Source organism: Serratia sp. BNK-33-b (genome assembly GCF_048684565.1).
Classification (GTDB): Bacteria; Pseudomonadota; Gammaproteobacteria; order Enterobacterales; family Enterobacteriaceae; genus Serratia; species Serratia marcescens.
On the sequence record NZ_JBLQTZ010000001.1, the window covers coordinates 3,767,891 to 3,787,068 of the forward strand.

At 62.8% G+C, this 19,178-nt stretch carries 15 protein-coding genes; 13 read left to right on the top strand and 2 right to left on the bottom strand.

Translation table 11 applies throughout. The annotated features are described in order from the left end of the window. Positions 1–9 precede the first annotated feature (9 nt). The 12 genes from ACMGGK_RS18275 to ybaK all read left to right on the top strand — a co-directional run bounded on the left by ACMGGK_RS18275 (position 10) and on the right by ybaK (position 14,354). Entirely contained in the window at positions 10–1,026 is a 1,017-nt protein-coding gene (locus tag ACMGGK_RS18275) for a methyltransferase (protein ID WP_004940222.1), read from the top strand. A 23-nt stretch (positions 1,027–1,049) separates the two neighbouring features. After that, on the top strand, positions 1,050–1,313 hold the full coding sequence (locus ACMGGK_RS18280; protein WP_004940224.1) for an acyl carrier protein: 264 nt from the start codon (positions 1,050–1,052) through the stop codon (positions 1,311–1,313). After that, a complete protein-coding gene (locus ACMGGK_RS18285; protein ID WP_049299660.1) occupies positions 1,310–3,256 on the top strand; it encodes an aminotransferase class I/II-fold pyridoxal phosphate-dependent enzyme in 1,947 nt (648 codons plus the stop codon). The genes ACMGGK_RS18280 and ACMGGK_RS18285 overlap by 4 nt, the downstream gene beginning before the upstream one ends. A gap of 4 nt (positions 3,257–3,260) precedes the next feature. After that, complete coding sequence (locus ACMGGK_RS18290) at positions 3,261–4,736, top strand: D-alanine--poly(phosphoribitol) ligase (RefSeq protein WP_420277110.1); 1,476 nt, start codon at positions 3,261–3,263, stop codon at positions 4,734–4,736. Continuing rightward, positions 4,733–7,027 carry a polyketide synthase gene (locus ACMGGK_RS18295; protein ID WP_420277111.1) on the top strand — a complete coding sequence of 765 codons (2,295 nt, stop codon included), beginning with the start codon at positions 4,733–4,735 and terminating at the stop codon, positions 7,025–7,027. The genes ACMGGK_RS18290 and ACMGGK_RS18295 overlap by 4 nt, the downstream gene beginning before the upstream one ends. Positions 7,028–7,040: 13 nt before the next feature. Then, a complete protein-coding gene (locus ACMGGK_RS18300; RefSeq protein ID WP_004940233.1) occupies positions 7,041–7,355 on the top strand; it encodes a RedY-like protein in 315 nt (104 codons plus the stop codon). Beyond that, entirely contained in the window at positions 7,339–7,986 is a 648-nt protein-coding gene (locus tag ACMGGK_RS18305) for a 4'-phosphopantetheinyl transferase family protein (protein ID WP_049299663.1), read from the top strand. The genes ACMGGK_RS18300 and ACMGGK_RS18305 overlap by 17 nt, the downstream gene beginning before the upstream one ends. Further along, positions 7,983–9,041, top strand: a complete 1,059-nt coding sequence (locus ACMGGK_RS18310; protein WP_016928821.1) for a hypothetical protein — start codon at positions 7,983–7,985, stop codon at positions 9,039–9,041. The genes ACMGGK_RS18305 and ACMGGK_RS18310 overlap by 4 nt, the downstream gene beginning before the upstream one ends. 18 nt (positions 9,042–9,059) lie before the next feature. Then, a complete protein-coding gene (locus tag ACMGGK_RS18315) occupies positions 9,060–9,788 on the top strand; it encodes a DUF1295 domain-containing protein (RefSeq protein ID WP_016928822.1) in 729 nt (242 codons plus the stop codon). A 206-nt stretch (positions 9,789–9,994) separates the two neighbouring features. Further along, positions 9,995–12,706, top strand: coding sequence for a copper-exporting P-type ATPase CopA (gene copA, locus ACMGGK_RS18320; RefSeq protein ID WP_028128262.1), 2,712 nt, complete (start codon positions 9,995–9,997; stop codon positions 12,704–12,706). Between the two features lie 133 nt (positions 12,707–12,839). Then, positions 12,840–13,646 carry a TraB/GumN family protein gene (locus ACMGGK_RS18325; RefSeq protein WP_420278097.1) on the top strand — a complete coding sequence of 269 codons (807 nt, stop codon included), beginning with the start codon at positions 12,840–12,842 and terminating at the stop codon, positions 13,644–13,646. Between the two features lie 228 nt (positions 13,647–13,874). After that, positions 13,875–14,354: a Cys-tRNA(Pro)/Cys-tRNA(Cys) deacylase YbaK gene (gene ybaK / locus ACMGGK_RS18330; RefSeq protein ID WP_033633969.1), complete on the top strand. Its 480-nt coding sequence runs from the start codon at positions 13,875–13,877 to the stop codon at positions 14,352–14,354. A gap of 10 nt (positions 14,355–14,364) precedes the next feature. On the opposite strand, the gene dacB is transcribed toward ybaK, so the two are convergent. Further along, on the bottom strand, positions 14,365–15,831 hold the full coding sequence (gene dacB / locus ACMGGK_RS18335; protein WP_049299667.1) for a D-alanyl-D-alanine carboxypeptidase/D-alanyl-D-alanine-endopeptidase: 1,467 nt from the start codon (positions 15,829–15,831) through the stop codon (positions 14,365–14,367). 149 nt (positions 15,832–15,980) lie between these two features. Further along, positions 15,981–17,633: a bifunctional UDP-sugar hydrolase/5'-nucleotidase UshA gene (ushA, locus tag ACMGGK_RS18340; RefSeq protein ID WP_033641128.1), complete on the bottom strand. Its 1,653-nt coding sequence runs from the start codon at positions 17,631–17,633 to the stop codon at positions 15,981–15,983. A gap of 178 nt (positions 17,634–17,811) precedes the next feature. Here ushA and ACMGGK_RS18345 point away from each other — a divergent pair, with 178 nt between their 5' ends. Then, positions 17,812–19,032: an MFS transporter gene (locus ACMGGK_RS18345; protein ID WP_420277112.1), complete on the top strand. Its 1,221-nt coding sequence runs from the start codon at positions 17,812–17,814 to the stop codon at positions 19,030–19,032. The last annotated feature ends 146 nt before the right edge of the window (positions 19,033–19,178 follow it).

Here is a 19,178-nt window from a genome sequence, read left to right on the forward strand (position 1 = left end):
GAGCCAGCAATGCCTTTAACCAAGCAAGATGCCGTCAATCAGATGATGGGCTTTTTCCAGGCCAAGGCGCTGACCGCCGCGCTGGCGCTGAAGCTGTTCGATCAGCTGCGCGATCGGGACGCCGACGCGGCGCACATCGCCGCGCGGCTTGACTGCCCGGCGCGTTCCACCGAGCAGTTGCTCATCGCGCTGCGGGCCATGGGGTATCTCGACCAACGAGACGGCCTTTATCATTTGCCCGCCGCCCACCGGGCTTTTCTGTTGAGCGACGAACCCCAGTGGCTGGGATGGCTGGGCCGCCACATCGATACCTTCCTGTATCCGCTGTGGGGCGAGCTGAAAACGGCGGTGCGAAACGATGCCCACCAGCGCCGCACGGTCTTCGGCGATGACCGCAGTTGGTTCGACATCCTGTACCAAAATCCGGACGACGTGGCGGACTTCCAGGAATTTCTCGGTAAATTCGCCGCGCCCTTTATCGCCGGCTTTGTTCGCGATTACGACTTCTCGCAACACCGTGCGTTTTTGGACATCGGCAGCGGGATCGGCAGCCTGCCGATGGCGATCGCCGACGCTTATCCGGGGATCGCACTCGCGATCTGCGAACTGCCGCAGGCCTCGGCGTTCTTGCGCGACAAGCTGACGCTGCAAGGCTATGGCGAACGCATTGACGTCGTGGAGGGCGATGTCATCAGCGGCGATCTGCCGATCGGCGGCTATGACCTGATCCACCTGGGATGGATGCTGCACGACTACGCCCCGGAAACCCAACTGACCATCCTGCGCAACATCTATCGGGCGATGCCGGCCGGCGGCCGCTTCATCGCTTCCGAAACGCCGCTGAACGAAGACAAATCAGGGCCGGAATTTACCGCCCTGCTGTCGCTGAACATGCTGGTCTCCACCGACGGCGGCATAGAGAGCAGCGCGCAGGAATACCTGGACAGATTCCGTCTGGCGGGATTCAGCAACGCGCGCATCATGAAAATAGCCGGCCCACGCACCCTGATCGTCGGCGAAAAATAACCAGTTAGCAACGGGAGCTCGCAATGTTAGAAAGCAAATTGATCCAGCATATCGCCACCCAGTATCTGGATGGCGATCACGACGGCCTGAATGCTCAAACCCCGCTGTTTGAACTGAACGTCGTCGATTCCGCCTCCATTTTCGATCTGGTGGATTTTCTGCGTCAGGAGTCTCATGTCGCCATCGGCATGCATGAGATCCATCCGGCGAACTTCGCCTCGGTGCAGGCGATGGTCGCGCTGGTGCAACGGTTGCAAGCGCAAGTCGCCGCAGGGGGTGTCGCATGAGCGTTCACGCCGTCGATAGCGCCGCAAACGCGCATGAAGCCGTCCGGCAGTCGGTGCTGCACACCTTCGCCCGGCTGACCGAGTATGAACCGTCGGCACTGGCCCTGACCAGCCATCTGGAAAACGATTTGGGCGTCGACTCCATCGCGCTGGCGGAAATTGCCATGGTGCTGAACCGTCAGTTCCAATTAAATACGCCGCTGGCGATCCAGGAGATCAAAACCATTCAGGATGCGCTCGACGGTATTTTGCAGCGCGGTTTCACGCTGCCGACGCCGAACGCCGCCGCGCAACCTGCCCCCGAGACGCCTCAGGACTGGTTGAGCGCTCTCGTGCGCCAGGTGTTCGCCACCCACAGCGGATATGAAGTGCGTGATCTGTCCCCCGACGCCGCCATCGAAGGCGACCTGGGCATCGACTCCGTAGCGGTGGTGATGGCGCGCAACGAGTTGCTCAAAACGCTGGGCCTGGACGATAACGCAGCGCTGGCGGAGTGCCGCACGCTGGCTGAGCTGGAGCACAACCTGGCGGCGCGGCTGGTTCAGGAACAGGGTGAAGCGTGGTTCAGCCGCTTTGGCCAGCACACCGCCGCGTCCGCCGCGCCGCAGCCCACCAAGGCGCCCGCATCGCCGGACGCGCGCGATGAGCTCGGCGATCCACGCACCATGCGGGACTTCGTCGGCATCGAGCACCCGGATTTGTTCCATAAAACGCGTGAATTCGGCGCTTTTTATCGCGATAAAAAACAGCGTCAGCTTTACTGGTACGGCATGCCGCTTGAAACGCCGTGCAAAAACCGCGCGGTCATGTTCGACGAGGTCACCGGCAAAAGCCGCGAATTTCTGATGTTCGGCTCCAACAGCTATCTGGGATTGTCGAACCATCCGGAAGTGATCCACGCCATCCAGGACGCCGCTGGCCTGTACGGCGCCACCAACACCGGGTGCCGCATCATCGCCGGCAGCAACGTGCTGCATCTGGAATTGGAGCGCAAACTGGCCAAGCTCAAAGGGCGCGAAGACTGCATCGTCTATCCGTCCGGCTACTCGGCCAACCTGGGATGCATCTCGGCTCTGACCAGCCGACACGACCTGGTGTTCACCGACGCCATCAACCACATGAGCATCCAGGACGGCTGCAAGTTGGCGGGCGCGCAGCGGAAAATTTATGACCACTCTTTGACCAGCCTTGAGAAATCGCTGGCCAAATACGCCGATCACCCCGGCGGCAAGCTGATCGTCACCGATGGCGTTTTCAGCATGCACGGCGATATCGTCGATCTGCCGCGCCTGATGAAGCTGGCCGAACGCTACGGCGCACGCGTATTGGTCGACGACGCGCACGCGACCGGCGTCTTGGGCAAAACCGGCTCGGGCACGGCGGAACACTTCAATATGAAAGGCCAGGTGGATCTCGAATTGGGCACCATGAGCAAGGCGCTGTCGGGGTTAGGCGGCTTCGTTTGCGCCGATGGCGAAGTGGTCGAATACCTGCGTTTCTACTCCAACTCCTATGTTTTCGCCGCCACCATCCCCGCCGCAGTCGCCGCCGGCGTGATCGCCTCCATCGACGTGATGCTGCGTGAACCCGAGCGACTGACCAAGCTGTGGGACAACATCTACTACTTCCGCACGTTGCTGCTTAACGCCGGTTTTGACCTTGAGCATTCCGACTCGGCCATCATTCCGGTGGTGGTGGGCGACGACGCCAAAACGCTGCTGTTCGGCCGCGCCGTCCGGGCGCGCGGGCTATTCTGCCAGACCGTGGTCTTCCCGGGCGTCAGCGTGGGTGACGCCCGCTTACGCATCAGCGTGACCAGTGAACACACGCGTGAAGATCTGGATGAAGCCTACGCCATTTTGGTGGCGGCGGCGCTGGAGACCGGCGTGCCGGTCAACGGCGATGTCCGACGGGAAGAGCGCGCACGCGCCGCCGAGGTCTGACATCATGGCAACCTTCATTTCACCGATACTGGAGGCCCTGTTCCGGCACGCCCGCCAAGCGCCGGAAAGCACCGCTCTGCTGTGCGGCGATCGGCGCTGGAGCTATCGTCGCCTGGCCGATCGCGCCTGCATGATGGCGGCGGCGCTGCGACATGTCAGGTTGAAGCAGCAGGCCGTGCTGCTCAACCTGCAGAAAGGGCCCGACGCCGTCGCCGCCATGTACGCATGTTGGCTGAGCGGCAACCACTATGTCCCTATCGATTTCAGCCAACCGACGGCGCGCATCGAACGCATTATCGCCGCCGCCTCACCCGCGCTGATCGTCGATGAGGGCTGGTTGAGCGCGCTCGATGACCGCACCGATCTCGATGGCGCCTGGCCGGAAGCGATCGCCGCGCTCGGCTCTCCCCTCGCCGCCATTCTCTATACTTCAGGCTCCACAGGCACCCCGAAAGGGGTGCAAATCACCCATGACATGCTGACGTTTTTCATCGGCTGGGCCGTCAGCGATACACAACTGACGGCGCGCGACGTGCTGGCCAACCATGCCAGTTTCGCCTTTGATCTGAGCACCTTCGATCTGTTCGCCGGCGTTTGTGCCGGCGCCGCGACCTGGATCGTGCGCGAAGATGAACAGAAAGATTGCCAGGCTCTCGTTCGCGGATTGCAAACGCACGGCGTCACCCTGTGGTATAGCGTGCCTTCGATTTTAGCCATGCTGGAAAAGAGCGCGTTGCTGGCGCCGTCGACGGTGAAAACGCTGCGCCAGGTCACGTTCGCCGGAGAGCCTTATCCGGCCGCCGCGCTGAGGCGCCTGGTTGCGCATCTGCCGGCTCGCTGCCGCGTCAGCAACTGGTATGGCCCGACGGAAACCAATGTCTGCACCGCCTACGCGCTGGATCGAACGCAGTTGGCGACGCTGGAGCAGATCCCCATCGGCCATCCGCTGCCCGGCTTGACGGCGCAGTTGGTCGATGAGCAGGGGCATCTGCAGCCGATTGACGGTACGCCGGGCCGACGCGGAGAATTGCTGATCGGCGGGCGGTGCGTTACCCCCGGCTACAGCAACGTCGCCTCATCGCGGCAAGCGCAATGGCATCCGCGCCAATGCCACGCGACCGGCGACTGGGTGGAGACGACGGCGGATGGGCTGGTCTACCGCGGCCGGCTGGACGACATGGTGAAAATCAACGGCTACCGGGTGGAATTGGGGGAGATAGAATCGATCCTTCATCACCATCCCTCGGTCTGCCAGGCCGCACTGTATGTCGAGCTCGGCGAGCTGAAGCAAAAACTGATCGCCGTGATCACCCTCCATCCCGGCGCGCTCCGCCCTAACCTGCTGGAGCTCAAGCAGTTCCTGCAGCCCAGGCTGCCCGCCTATATGCTCCCCAGCCAACTGGTGGTCGCCGACAGCCTGCCCACCAACGCGAACGGCAAGGTGGACAGAGGACGTTTGTCCGAGGTGAATGCGCGATGAACCAGGAAATTCATGCCGCGCCGCTGGCGCTGGTCGGCATCGGCTGCGCACTGCCCGGCATCGATCGTATCGATCTGTCCAACGGCGCCGCCTGGTCGGCGCTGTTCGACGCCCCGCCGCCGATGCCGTGGAGCGGGAGCGATGCGGCCGCGCCGATCCGCGGCCGCCAGATCGACGACGCCGCGTTTGATTTCAAAAAATTCGCCATCCCGCCGCTGTTTCGACTGGCGGTCAGCCGCGAGACCCGCCTGGCGCTGCAGGCCGCCTCCGCCGCCATGCAGCATCTGACGTTATCCGACGCGTTGCGCGACCGCTGCGATCAATTTTGCGCCACCCATTTGGGCAGTGATGCGGCCTATCGCAACGCCACCAAAATCGGCGCGCTGCGCAGGCTGGCCGAACGGCTTGACGCTCAGGGGCTCTCACCGGCGGCGGTCATGCGTCGGATTGACGATTACAAACAGCCGCTGGCCCAGGCGTTCGGCAGTTCATCCCACGATCGCGTGGGGGAAATGGCCTCCAGCATTCCCGCGCGCATCGCCCATTTCGCCCGCACGCGCGGTAAATGCCAAACCCTCGACGGCGCCGATCTGGGCGGCCTGCGCTTGCTGCAGCTGGCGCAAGACTGTTTTCGCCATGCCGACAGCCGCATGGCGGTGCTGACCGCCGTACAATGCTTCCACCATCAACCTCAGGCGGACATGCTGTTGGCGCAGGGCGTTTCCTCTTCGGCCTGTTGGCTGGAGGGCGCGATCAGCCTGGTCGTTTGCCCGCTGGACGTCGCTCAGGAACAGGGATGGCCAGCGATCGCACATTTGTCGACCCTGATCGCCGAACGGCAGGATGCCGCGCCGAGCGCCGGCTATTTTGCCGGCGCCAATCAGGTTTTCTGCCATCTCCTCGACATGCTGTTGCAACGGCAACAGGCGTGCGCCGGGCACTCGTTCACCGGCTACCGCTGGCGGATCGACGCGGCGTCTCCCCCCTCATTAAAACCGACGGCTTCGCCACGCATCAGCATCATCGACTATCAGCCCATCACCGCGCAGGGGCTGGATAAAGCGCGTTTCTGGCAGGCCTTGCGCAACGGGGAGGACGCCCTGCGCGATCACAGCCCCGAGCAGCTGCACCCCGGCGCCTTCGTGCGACCCACGCCGCAAAAGCTCAGCGCCTACACCGCTCACGCCATGTGCTTCCCAACGCACGATCCGGTGCGGCTTGAGCTGACGCGGCCTATGATGCCGGCCAAAAAACAGCGCCTCGACGTCACACAACTGCACGCCCTCAACGGCTGCGCGGCGTGGCCCGACAGCCTGCGACGCTTTGAACGCATCGCCATTATCGTCGCCAGCAACCTGTCTTTGAGCGCCGATCGACAACAGGCCATGCGCGCCCTGTGGCCGGCGTTGCCTCCCGCCGGCGTCGCCCTTTCGCCACCGCCCCAACCCGCGATCAACCGCTGGAGCTGGCATGGCGCCTGCGGCCTCGGCACCGCGCAGCTGTTGGCGCAACAGCTCGGCGTCGAGGCGGACTGCTACGCGGTCGAGGCGGCCTGCGCCAGTTCGCTGGCCGCCTTGCACAATGCGGTCAGGGCGTTACAGGCCGGCCGCTACGATGTGGTGCTCGTCGGCGGCATAGAAACGGCGACGCTCGAACGCGATATGGTGCTGTGCAGCGCGCAGATGATGCTTTCCGCTTCGCGTATGCGACCTTTCGCCCGACAAGCCGACGGTTTTACTCCCGGCGACGGTGGCGGCTTCTTCATTCTGACCGGCCAGGCGACATCGCGGGCCATCGCCACCATCGAAGCGATATCGGGATCTTGCGACAGCTATTCCATGACCGCGCCCGATCCCGAGGGTCAGGCGTTGGCAATCGAAAAAACCCAGAGCCTGAGCGCCGTCGAAGCGCGCCAGATACAGTATCTCGAAGCGCACGGCACCGGCACCGAACTGGGCGATCGGGCAGAAGTCGCGTCATTGCATCAGGGGTATCGCCGCGCCGCGCACGCCCCTTTGTACATCGGTTCGGTGAAGTACAACTTCGGCCACTGTTTCGCCGGCGCCGGCGCGCTCAGCCTGTGCAAAGTGCTGAGCGCTTTCGAACACGGTCAAATCCCGCCCACGCCGGTGGCGACATTGAATGCCGAACTGCCGCTGGCGGCGATCCCGGCCGAAATCCCGCAAGTCGCGCTCGACTGGCCACACGGTGAAGGCGGACGTCGGGCGGCGATCAACGGCTTTGGCACCGGTGGCATCAATTACCATTTGCTTATCCATCAACCCGTTTAAAAAGGCCGCCCAGATGCACATTATCGTCCATAAGATTCGGCTAAAAGACATCGCCCACCGCGCCGCGTTTCGCGACTGGGTGGAGACGACCGATTACCAGGCTTGCCGCCACCTCGATGCGGTACGCGCCTTCGATGTCATCGAAGTCAGCCCTTCGGCGGAGGCGCCGTTTCACTTTATCGAAATCATTCAGCTGAACTCGCTGAAAATGTTCGAGCGCGAGATGCAAACCCCGCTGTTTCAAAGCCTGGTTGAACGCTTTAATCAGTTGGCGGAAGTCGTTGACGAAATCAGCGGAGAACGCATCGCCGATGGTTATCGAGCTTAGCGTGGCGCCGCGTATCGTCATCGCCCTGGGCGGCACCCACCGCTGCGCCGCCGTTCGGGGATTGCGGCATCTGTCGGCGGTGAAAAACCTCGCGCGGGCGCAGGCCGTCGCGCTGCTGAACCGGACATGGTGCCAGGGGCACGCGACCGGCTTTACGCTGCGCCATGAGACGAGTGGACAACCGTTCGGCGAACACCTCCTGCTGGGACGCCGCCACGTTTCCCTCAGCCATTCGCATGCCTGGTACGCCAGCGCCACCGGCGATATCCCGCTCGGCATCGATCTGCAGCATTATCGCCCCTTCTCCGGCGCGGCGCTGCGCTGGGCCTTTAGCGAGGCGGAGCAGCGATTGGGACGCATACAGGCCTGCGCCGTCTGGGCCATTCGCGAAGCATTTTTAAAAAGCCACGGCCGCGGTCTGCCCTACGAATTGCGGACGATCGGCATCGACTGGCGCACCGGGTTGGTCTCAAGCGCCGACGGCAGTTTGGCGAGCAGACGCTTCTGGCTGTGGCGCAGCCTGGACTGGGCATGCGCACTCTGCTTTCCGGCGGAGGAGAGCATGTTGTTCAGAGCGAACGTTACCGTATTTTCCCTGCCCGCCCCTTCCGCTTTCGGAGCCTTATCATGACCCAAGACCTTTTCGCCGCGGCGCTGCAACAGGCCGTGGACATCGCGCGGCAGGCGCCCTCTTCACACAACTGTCAACCCTGGTCTCTCCACTATGACGCCGACGCCCGATGTGGCCGGTTGGCTATCGACCGCCGTCGCGCCTTGCAGAGCCTGCCTTCGCTGGAACGCGAGATGCTGATGAGCTGCGGGATTTTCTTCGAGTACCTCAGCGCGCTGCTCAACTGTGCAGGCTCGCCTCTCGCCTGGCGTTGGGAGAATGGCCCCACGCATTTACTGAGCTTTGCGCCCGCCGCGCCTGCCGCGCCCGATCGCGCCGCCCATCGCCAATTGGCGCAGCTGATCGGCGAGCGGCATACCGCACGGGCGGCCTATCAGCCTACGCCAATCAATGAAGCGCAGCGGATGCAGCTGCAGACCTTGTTCGACGGAACGGCAAGTTCACTCAGTATCGCAGGTGACGAACGCGCTCGCCGTCGGGTCGCGCAGCTCACCGCTCGTCACGCCGCGCTCGATTTCTCGGATCGCCAAGCCTGGCGGGAAACCTATCAATACATCCGCTTCAACGAACGGCAGCCTACCGACGACGGTTTTCACCTGCACCACCTGTTTGGCCCGGTATCCCCAGCATTCAAGCGCTTCTTTCAAGTGGCGTTTCATCCTCGCTTAAGCCGGCTGGCGACCGGGCTGCGCCTGCCGGCTTATATGGCGCAAGGGCTGGCGCAACGCGTCGCGGAAGGCCCGCAATACCTGGCGCTGTGTCTGAACGACGAAAGTGCCGAGCACCTGTTCGCCACCGGCATGCGGCTTGGGCGTCTGTGGCTCACGCTGCAACACTGGGGTTGGGGATTGCATCCGATCAGCGTTCTGGTGCAACACGCCGAGGCGCGTCGCGAGCTCGCAGCAACCCTGGCGCTCAGCGCTCCCCCGGTGTTTTTTGCCCGCTTCGGCCACCTGCAACAATGGGGCAGCGCAGCGCCCAGACGCAGTTGGCAAAGCATTTTGACCGCGCCGCCATCCGGCGAATGCGCGCACCCGGGGAACGATTCCCCCTAATCCGCTGAGGAGAACACAATGAATGTATGGATTGCTTTGGCCGTTGTTTTGTTGATCCTTGCCCTGCTGGCGTTTATTACCAGCCGCGGCGCCCAGGACACTCGCCCGATGTTCCTGTGGGGGTTCAACGCCATGGGGCCGGTTACCCTGGTCTATTGCTATTTCGGCGAGGGCGATCTGAGCCACAAAGCCCTGATCCTTCTCATGGTCGGCCTGTACCTGCTGCGCATGAACATCGTGCTGACACGTTGGTACGGCAACACCGCCGCGGCCAAACTCAAGGACGTGATGCCCACGCAGCAGGTGCCCTGGCTGGCGGTGATGATGGTCATGATCTTCGGCGGCCTGTACTGCCTGCCCTTTTACTGGGCCAGCCAACTGCAGGGGACGTGGGGCGCGCTGCAATGGCTGGCCATTGGGGTCTACCTGATAGGCACGCTGTTCCACTTCGGCAGCGATTATCAAAAACGGCGCTTCAAACAGGATCCGAACAATAAAGGCCGGTTGCTGAACAGTGGCTTTTGGGGATTGGCGCGCCATCCGAATTATTTCGGCGACTTTCTTATTTTCGTCAGCTTCGGGCTGCTTGCCGGCAACCTGTTTGGCCTGATCGCACCGCTGACTAACCTGGTGCAGTATTTCGCCGACGCCATTCCCAAAAGCGAGAAAATGGCCGAGAAGCGCTACGGCGAGGTCTGGCGCAACTATAAACGTCAGGTTAAGTGTTTCATTCCTTTCGTGCTGTAACCCCAACGCGGCAGCGCGGTTCGGGTAAGCCGACCGCGCTGCCGCCGATAAAACGCCTTGTCATACAACACAAAACGACCGTCACGCCCGCGCAAGTAAAAACCGCCTTGACCTTACCCTTGCTGGAAGGTTTAAGCTCCCTTCTTAGTGAAAACAGGTCAGGCGGTCAACCTTTAAACACCGCCTTCTAAGCAAGGAGTCCAATCATGTCACACACCACTATGCTGGCATTGCAGGGGCTGTCCTGCATGAACTGCGCGCAGCGGGTGAAAAAAGCCCTGGAAAGCCGCAGCGATGTCGAACAGGCGGACGTTAACGTGCATTACGCCAAAGTGACCGGCGACGCACCGGACAGCGCGCTGATCGACAGCGTGATCGCCGCCGGTTATCAGGCCGAAGTCGCGCCGCACGCCGATACCGAACTGCAGCTGAGCGGCCTGAGCTGCATGCACTGCGTCGGCACCACCCGCAAGGCGCTGGAAGCGGTGCCGGGCGTGTTCGCCGCCGAGGTCGAGATCGACAGCGCGAAAGTGTACGGCGATGCCGATTCGCAGGCGCTGATCGCTGCGGTGGAAGATGCCGGTTATCACGCCAGCGTAGCGGGCGCCGCCGCCCCAAAAACTGAGCCGTTGGCTGACGCAACACCTTCGTTGCCGGACGTTCAGCCAGCGGCGCAACCTTCCCTTCCGGCAACCGACAGCGCGGACGACAGCGTACAGCTGCTGCTCAGCGGCATGACCTGCGCCAGCTGCGTCAATAAAGTGCAGCAGGCGCTGCAAAGCGTACCCGGCGTAGAACACGCGCGCGTCAACCTGGCGGAACGCAGCGCGCTGGTGACCGGCGCCGCCGATGCGCAAGCGCTGGTGGCGGCGGTGGAAAAAGCCGGCTACGGCGCCGAGATGATTCAGGACGAGACCGAACGCCGCGAGCGCCAGCAGCAGACCGCACGCGCCAACATGAAGCGCTTTAGCTGGCAGGCGGCGCTCGGTCTGGCGTTGGGTATCCCGCTGATGGCCTGGGGGCTGTTCGGCGGCAGCATGACGCTGACGCCGGAAACCCAGCGCCCCTGGCTGCTGGTCGGCGTCATCACCCTGGCGGTGATGGTGTTCGCCGGCGGGCACTTCTACCGCAACGCCTGGCGCGCGCTGATGAACGGCAGCGCCACCATGGACACCCTGGTGGCACTCGGCACCGGCGCCGCCTGGCTTTACTCGATCGCCGTTAACATTTGGCCCGATTTCTTCCCGATGGCGGCGCGCCACCTCTATTACGAGGCCAGCGCGATGATCATCGGTTTGATCAACCTCGGCCATGCGCTGGAGCAGCGCGCCCGTCAGCGTTCTTCACAGGCGCTGGAGCGGCTGCTGGATCTGACGCCGCCCACCGCACGCCTGGTGACCGACGACGGCGAGCGCGATATCCCGCTGGCGGAGGTGCAGCTCGGCATGACGCTGCGGCTGACCACCGGCGATCGCGTGCCGGTCGACGGTGAAATCGAGCAGGGCGAAGTCTGGCTCGATGAAGCGATGCTGACCGGCGAAGCGGTGCCGCAGCAGAAAGGCCCCGGCGATACGGTGCATGCCGGGACGGTGGTCGACGACGGCAGCGTGCTGTTCCGCGCCGCCGCCATCGGCAGCCAAACCACGCTGGCGCGCATCATCAAACTGGTGCGTCAGGCGCAGAGCAGTAAACCGGCGATCGGCCAACTGGCCGACCGCGTCTCGGCAGTGTTCGTGCCGGCGGTGGTGGCGATCGCGCTGTTCAGCGCGGCGATGTGGTACTTCTTCGGCCCGCAGCCGCAGCTGGTCTATACGCTGGTGATCGCCACCACGGTGCTGATCATCGCCTGCCCGTGCGCATTGGGCCTGGCAACGCCGATGTCGATCATCTCCGGCGTCGGCCGCGCGGCGGAGTTCGGCGTGCTGGTGCGCGACGCCGACGCCCTGCAGCAGGCCAGCCAGCTGGACACCCTGGTGTTCGACAAAACCGGCACCCTGACCGAAGGGAAACCGCAGGTGGTGGAGATCCTCACCTTCAATCAGGTCAGCGAACAGCAGGCGATCGGCTGGGCCGCCGCGCTGGAACAAGGCTCCAACCACCCGCTGGCGCGCGCCATCATGGAACGCGCCGCCGGGCAAACGCTGCCGCAGGTAGCGCAGTTCCGCACCCTGCGCGGCGCCGGCGTCAGCGGGGAGATCGACGGCGTGCAGGTGCTGTTGGGCAACGCCGCGCTGCTGGAGCAGCATCAGGTCGCGACCGCCGAACTGGAAGCGCCGATGCGCGCCCAGGCCGAACGCGGCGTGACGCCGGTGCTGCTGGCCGTGGACGGTAAACCGGCCGCGCTGTTCGCCATTCGCGATCCGCTGCGCGAGGACAGCGTCGCGGCGCTGCAGCGCCTGCACCAACAGGGGTATCAGTTGGTGATGCTGACCGGCGACAACCCGGTAACCGCCAACGCCATCGCCAAAGAGGCCGGTATCGATCGGGTGATTGCCGGCGTGCTGCCGGACGGCAAAGCGGCGGCGATCAAGCAGCTGCAGGCACAGGGCCAGCGCGTGGCGATGGTCGGCGACGGCATCAACGACGCCCCGGCGCTGGCGCAGGCCGACGTGGGCATCGCGATGGGCGGCGGCAGCGACATCGCCATCGAGACCGCCGCCATCACCCTGATGCGCCACAGCCTGCACGGCGTGGCGGATGCGGTGGAACTGTCGAAGGCCACGCTGCGCAACATGAAGCAGAACCTGTTCGGCGCCTTTATCTACAATACGCTGGGCATTCCGATCGCCGCCGGCGTGCTCTACCCGCTGACCGGCACGCTGCTCAGCCCGGTGGTGGCGGGCGCGGCGATGGCGCTGTCGTCCATTACCGTGGTCAGCAACGCCAACCGGCTGCTGCGTTTTAAACCCAGGAAGTAAGCTCCGGGGCGCCGTCAAGGCGCCCCGCCGTTTTCCGGGCTTTCCTGCGCGGCGGATAGCGTTTAGCATGAATGACGATTTCCCCTCGCCTTTCATGCTGAAACGCGCACCCGTTATTCAGGAGCCACGCCGTATGGGTCAACTGTTACGCCGCCTCGCCGCCTTTCTCGGCCTGATTTCCCCCAAACGTTACGCTTATCCGGCGCTGGACATCACTCTGCCAGGCGATCGTCGGCTGCATCTGGTGGGCGGCATCCATATGGGCACCGTCGATATGTCGCCGTTGCCGCCCCGGCTGGCCGCCCGGTTGCAGCAGGCCGACGCGCTGATCGTCGAAGCCGATATCACCGACTCCGCCTCCCCTTTCGACCACGCCGAACTGCAGCCGGCGCTGGAACAGCGCCTGTCCGCCGAAGATTATCAACGGTTGTTGGCGCTGTGCCATGAGTTAGGCGCCGACCCGCACACCTTCGCCACCCTGCCCGGCTGGCAGGTGGCGCTGATGATGCAGGCGCGCCAGGCTCAGCGTCTGGGGCTGCGCGCGGAATATGGCGTGGACTATCAGCTGCTGCAGGCCGCCCGGGCGCAGGACAAACCGGTGATCGAACTGGAAGGCGCGCAGCAGCAGCTGGCGATGCTGGAACAATTGCCGGAAGGCGGCATCGCGCTGCTGCGCGATACGCTGGAACACTGGCATACCAACGCGCGGCTGCTGCAAACCATGGTGAGCTGGTGGCTGGACGCCAAACCGCGCGGCACGCTGGACACGCTGCCGGCCACCTTCAGCGCCGGGCTGTACGACGTGCTGATGCATCAGCGCAATCGCGACTGGCGGCGTCAGTTGGAGGCGCTGCCGGCCGGTGACTATGTGGTGGCGGTTGGCGCATTGCACCTGTACGGCGAGGATAACCTGCCGGCGATGCTGCAGCCGCAGGGGTAAAAAAGTGGCCAATATCGCTATTGGCCAGTCAAAGAGGAATTTCTTGTATTCTAGTTATACGCATAGCAACCGTGTTAACGGTTACAGTAAACAGGGTAGCAACCCGGTGAATATCTTGGCAACCCGCTTTATGTAACAGCCGCTCAGGTTGCCGGGCAGGTTGGATTTTTGTATTTTTAAGGCTGGTTATCACCCTTTCCCCGCTGGGGACATTTTGGACAACACATCATGACGCCCGCAGTCGTTCTGCTTGAGAAACAAAAGGTCGCCTTCACCCTTCATCCTTATCACCACGACAGTGACGAAACCAACTTCGGTGACGAAGCGGTGAGAAAGCTGGGGCTGGATGCCGATCGGGTTTACAAAACCTTGCTGGTGGCGCTGAACGGCGACGCCAAACACCTGGCGGTGGCGGTCACGCCGGTCGCAACCCAGTTGGATCTGAAAAAGGTCGCCCGCGCCCTCGGCGCCAAAAAGGCCGAGATGGCCGATCCGCAGCTGGCGCAGCGCGTCACCGGGTATCTGGTGGGCGGCATCAGCCCGCTGGGGCAGAAAAAACGGCTGCCGACGGTGATCGACAGCCCGGCGCAAGCGTTCACCACCATCTATGTTTCCGGCGGCAAACGCGGGCTGGACATCGAGTTGGCCGCCGCCGATCTGTGCCGCCTGCTGGCCGGCAGCTTCGCCGACATCGCCAAACGCGACTGACGCCGCGCGCTCAGCGGCACGCCACCGTGGCGTCACAGGCCGCCAGCGTTTCCACCAGGCGGTCCTCCAGCGCCTTCACCTGCGCGCCGGGCACCAAATAGTTATTGCTGATGATGGCGAATGCCAGCGGCCGACCGGTCGCCGAATCGACATAGCCGCTGAGCGACGATACGCCGGTCATGGAACCGCTCTTGGCGTGGGCGCGCCCTGCCGCCGCGCTGTTCACCATGCGGTTACGCAGCGTGCCGCCCACCAGCAATCCCGGCTCGCCCGCAATGGGCAAGGCGTGATACCAGTCGGCGAACCACGGCTGTTTTCTGGCCGCCAGCAGCAGCGTCGTCAGCTGTTGCGGCGTGATCTGGTTCATGCGCGACAGCCCTGAACCGTCCACCTGGCGATAGGCGTCGGCCGCGACGCCCTGACTTTGCACAAATCCGTTTATCGCCTGAAGGCCGGCGGCCCAATCCCCTTTACCCTGCGTCTTACGGCCCATCGCCTTGGTCAATATCTCGCCGTAGCCGTTATTGGAGACTTTCAGGAAGGTGACGACCAGGCGGGAGAGCGGCGGCGAGGTTTTTTCCGCCAGCAGCTGTGCGCCGGCCGGCGTCACGCCCTCGTCAACCTTGCCACGCAGGGTGATGCCGTGCGCGCGCAGGGCATGTTGCAATAAGGCGCCGACGACGAGGGACGGTTGATCGACGGTAATCAATCGCGAGCTGGCCTCCGCCTGCGCGGCGATGGTGCCGCTGACCACGATCCGGTTGCTGCCCGGCCGGCGCTCGTACGTCAGCGCGGTGTCACTGCCGGTGGTGGTGCGGTTGACCAGCGTCACCGCGTCATTGGCGGGATAGAAGCTCGCCCGTCCCGGCGCGCCGGCGCGGGCGCCCGGCCGCACCGCCACCTGCACCACGTTGATATCGCCGCCGGGAGTAAAGGCGTAGTTCAGCGCCGAGATCGGCGCAGCGAAGGCGAAAGGTTCATCGTCCCAGCTCCAACCGGCGCCGAATGGCGTCTGATCGAAGGCGCCGGCATCCAGCAACAACCGCCCCTGTATATGACGGACGCCGCGCTGCGCCAGCGCCGCGGCGAAGGTGTCGAGATCGTCCGGATGCAGCGTCGGATCGCCGCTGCCCTGCAGATAGAGATCCCCTTGCAAGGTGTCGCCGTGCTGTTTACCGGCGGTCAGCAGCCGGGTTTCAAAGCGGTAATCGGCCCCCAGCACGCCGAACGCCGCCAGAGAGGTGAACATCTTCATGTTGGAAGCCGGCGCCAAACGCTGATCCGCGTGCGCCTGATACAGCACCTTGCCGCTGTTGGCGTCGCGCACCATCACGCCGCTCGACGCCCCGGCCAACGCCTTGTCCTGGCCGATGGCCGCCAGCGCCTGGCTGAGGGTTTGTTCGTGACGTGGGCCGGATGACGAACACCCCGCCAGCGCCACGATGGCGGGCAGCAGCCAGCCTGCGGTTTTCAACATGTCATCTTCCTGTTTGCGTTATCAAAACCAAATTGTCGCTCAGGCTATCATTGGAAGGCGGCGGCGGCGACTTTTGCGTGCGTTTGAGGCGGGGTTTTCGGCGGGAAAACAGGCGGCCCGCCCATGGGGGCAGGCCGCGGCGGTGGCGATTAGCGATAAACGATTTCGCCCTTCGGTTCGTAAGCCGCCGCATCCAGCGGCGAGTGTTTCTCGATGTATTGCTTCAGCACCTCGGCGTCGATAAAGCCGGTGTTGACATAGCTCGGCAGCCCGTCCAGCTTCGGATAGCCGTCGCCGCCCAGCGCGTTGAAGTTCAGCGTCGCCATGCGGTAAGTTTTATCCGCCTGCAGCGGCTGGCCATTGATCTTCACCTCGCTGACGCCCTTGCCGTCCGCCACCAGGCTGACGTTGGCGAACTGGGCGTAGGCGCCGGAATCCGGCTTCATGTTGGCCACCACCGCCAGGTACTGCTCAACCTCGCGGCCTTTCATATCGACATGCACCAGGGTGTTGCCGAACGGCTGCACCTTGAGCACATTCTTGTAGGTGATATCGCCGCTTTCAATTGAATCGCGCACCCCGCCGCCGCTCATCACGGCGAAGTCGGCGTCGGCGCGCTCCCTCTGCGCGGCCAGCATCACCCGCGCCAGGTTGGTCTGCACGAAGCGCACCTTGCTGCGGTCGCCTTCAAGCTTGCCGTTGACGCTGCCGATCTTCACTTCCAACTGCGCCTTGCCCTTATCCTGGAATGGCGTCAGCAGCTTCATCATGGTCGGATCTTCCGCAATCTGCTGGGTGTAGTACACCCGCTCGCTGGTGCCGTCCGCTTTCTCCACTTTCTTCTTCAGGTTCACCGGAATCAGCTGATAATGCACCAGCTTCAGCTCGCCGTTGCGGAATTCGAAATCGGCGCGCCCCACGTATTTGCCCCACTCGTGCGCCTGCACGATCCAGGTGCCGTTCTGGCGATCCGGCGAGCACGGCGTGCCCGGCACATAATCCGCCTGCTTGCGGTTGTCGCCGGCCATGCACACCGGATCCTGCGAGTGGCCGCCGACGATCATGTCGAGATATCCGGCCGGCAGGCTGCGCGCCATCTCCACGTCGCCCGGCGCGTTCGAGCCGTGTTCGCCGTTGTCATAGTGCCCCATGTGGGTGGCGGCGATAATCACGTCCGGCTTCTCGTCCTTACGCAGTTGCTCCACCACCTGCTTCGCTTCCTGCGCCGGCACGCGGAATTCCATGTCGGTGAAGTACTCCGGGTTGCCGATCTTGGCGGTGTCGTCGGTCGTCAGGCCGATCACGGCAATCTTGATGCCCTGCTTGTCGAACAAGGCGTAAGGCTTGAACAGGCGCTGGCCGGTGCTTTTCTGATAGATATTGGCGGACAGCAGCGGGAAGGTCGCCCACTTCTCCTGCTGGCGCAGCACGCTCAGCGGGTTGTCGAATTCGTGGTTGCCGATCGCCATCGCGTCGTAACCCACCAGGTTCATGCCGCGGAAGTCCGGCTCGGCGTCCTGCAGATCCGATTCTGGCACGCCGGTGTTGATATCGCCGCCGGACAACAACAGCAAGCTGCCGCCCTGCGCCGCCACTTCCTGACGAATGCCGTCCACCAGCGTTTTCTGCGCGCCCAGGCCATATTCACCGTGATCGTTCTGCCAGAAGTGACCGTGATGATCGTTGGTGTGCAGAATGGTAATGGCGTAGGTCTTATCCTTTTCCCAGGCACTGGCGGCCCCCGACAGCAACGTCAGGGAAACGGCCAACGCGCATGCGGTGGTTTTCAGCGAAAAACGCATGGCGGATCTCCGTGTATTAAATGGCTTTTATGATGAGGCCGAAATTGTAGCGCGAATTAATGACAGCTGATTTCAAATTTTTGCGATGTGAGTCTGATTATTTCAGATATGGTAAAAATTGAACGTCCTGCCTAAGATGTCATCTCTGTGCTCAACAACTTATCAGGCTAATAATAATATGACCGACAGTAGCCAAAGCGCGATGCCGCCCGCCAAGGGCAGTGCGGTGAAGGGAACCGCCTTCTCCATCCTTGGAGCCATCAGCGTGTCTCACCTGCTCAACGATATGATCCAGTCGCTGATCCTGGCGATTTACCCGATCCTGCAAGCCGATTTCCACCTCAGCTTCGTGCAGATCGGCATGATTACCCTGACCTATCAGCTAACGGCCTCGCTGCTGCAACCATTGATCGGGTATTACACCGATAAACACCCGCAGCCTTACTCGCTGCCGATCGGCATGGGCTTTACCCTGTCCGGCCTGCTGCTGCTGTCGGTGGCGAGCACCTTCCCGCTGGTGCTGCTGGCGGCGGCGCTGGTGGGCACCGGCTCATCGGTCTTCCACCCGGAATCCTCGCGCGTGGCGCGCATGGCCTCCGGCGGGCGGCACGGCCTGGCGCAGTCGCTGTTCCAGGTCGGCGGCAACTTCGGCAGCTCGCTCGGCCCGCTGCTGGCGGCGCTGATCATCGCGCCTTACGGCAAGGGCAACGTCGCCTGGTTCTCGCTGGCGGCGCTGCTGGCGATCGTGGTGTTGCTGCAGGTCAGCAAGTGGTATCAACATCAGCATCGGGCAACTAAAGGGCAGCCGAAAAGCCCGTCGCTGCTGAAACCGCTGCCAAAACGTACCGTCGCCTACTCGCTGGGCATCCTGCTGGTGCTGATTTTCTCCAAATACTTCTATCTGGCCAGCATCAGCAGCTATTACACCTTTTATCTGATACATAAGTTCGGCGTTTCGGTGCAGAATGCCCAAATTCACCTGTTCGCTTTCCTGTTCGCGGTAGCGGCTGGCACCATTATCGGCGGGCCTCTTGGCGACAAGATAGGACGTAAATACGTGATTTGGAGCTCTATTCTCGGCGCTGCGCCGTTTACCCTTGTTTTACCCTATGCATCCCTCTATTGGACCGGCATTTTAACGGTGATCATCGGGGTTATTCTCGCCTCGGCGTTCTCCGCCATTCTGGTCTACGCTCAGGAGCTGATCCCCGGTAAAGTGGGCATGGTTTCCGGCTTATTCTTCGGTTTTGCTTTCGGTATGGGCGGGTTAGGTGCGGCAGTTCTTGGTTATGTCGCCGATTTGACCAGTATCGAACTGGTCTACCAAATCTGTGCTTTCCTGCCGCTGATCGGCATTATCACCGCATTACTGCCCAATATGGAGCATAAACCGCAATAACCCCGCGAACCGCCCGGATGAAATTATTTATTCATCCGGGTTATCCTACGGATAAATCAATGTTATTTGGTTTATCTGGCCCAAAACCCCCTCATTGCCGCGCCTTAAGTGAGATCCTCTGTTTTTTTACAGAAAAGGCCAAATTA

Bases quoted from the DNA above. Each gene is read 5' to 3' on its own strand.
- ACMGGK_RS18275 (WP_004940222.1), top strand. From the start codon at position 10: ATGCCTTTAACCAAGCAAGATGCCGTCAATCAGATGATGGGCTTTTTC.
- ACMGGK_RS18280 (WP_004940224.1), top strand. From the start codon at position 1,050: ATGTTAGAAAGCAAATTGATCCAGCATATCGCCACCCAGTATCTGGAT.
- ACMGGK_RS18285 (WP_049299660.1), top strand. From the start codon at position 1,310: ATGAGCGTTCACGCCGTCGATAGCGCCGCAAACGCGCATGAAGCCGTC.
- ACMGGK_RS18290 (WP_420277110.1), top strand. From the start codon at position 3,261: ATGGCAACCTTCATTTCACCGATACTGGAGGCCCTGTTCCGGCACGCC.
- ACMGGK_RS18295 (WP_420277111.1), top strand. From the start codon at position 4,733: ATGAACCAGGAAATTCATGCCGCGCCGCTGGCGCTGGTCGGCATCGGC.
- ACMGGK_RS18300 (WP_004940233.1), top strand. From the start codon at position 7,041: ATGCACATTATCGTCCATAAGATTCGGCTAAAAGACATCGCCCACCGC.
- ACMGGK_RS18305 (WP_049299663.1), top strand. From the start codon at position 7,339: ATGGTTATCGAGCTTAGCGTGGCGCCGCGTATCGTCATCGCCCTGGGC.
- ACMGGK_RS18310 (WP_016928821.1), top strand. From the start codon at position 7,983: ATGACCCAAGACCTTTTCGCCGCGGCGCTGCAACAGGCCGTGGACATC.
- ACMGGK_RS18315 (WP_016928822.1), top strand. From the start codon at position 9,060: ATGAATGTATGGATTGCTTTGGCCGTTGTTTTGTTGATCCTTGCCCTG.
- copA (WP_028128262.1), top strand. From the start codon at position 9,995: ATGTCACACACCACTATGCTGGCATTGCAGGGGCTGTCCTGCATGAAC.
- ACMGGK_RS18325 (WP_420278097.1), top strand. From the start codon at position 12,840: ATGGGTCAACTGTTACGCCGCCTCGCCGCCTTTCTCGGCCTGATTTCC.
- ybaK (WP_033633969.1), top strand. From the start codon at position 13,875: ATGACGCCCGCAGTCGTTCTGCTTGAGAAACAAAAGGTCGCCTTCACC.
- dacB (WP_049299667.1), bottom strand. From the start codon at position 15,831: ATGTTGAAAACCGCAGGCTGGCTGCTGCCCGCCATCGTGGCGCTGGCG.
- ushA (WP_033641128.1), bottom strand. From the start codon at position 17,633: ATGCGTTTTTCGCTGAAAACCACCGCATGCGCGTTGGCCGTTTCCCTG.
- ACMGGK_RS18345 (WP_420277112.1), top strand. From the start codon at position 17,812: ATGACCGACAGTAGCCAAAGCGCGATGCCGCCCGCCAAGGGCAGTGCG.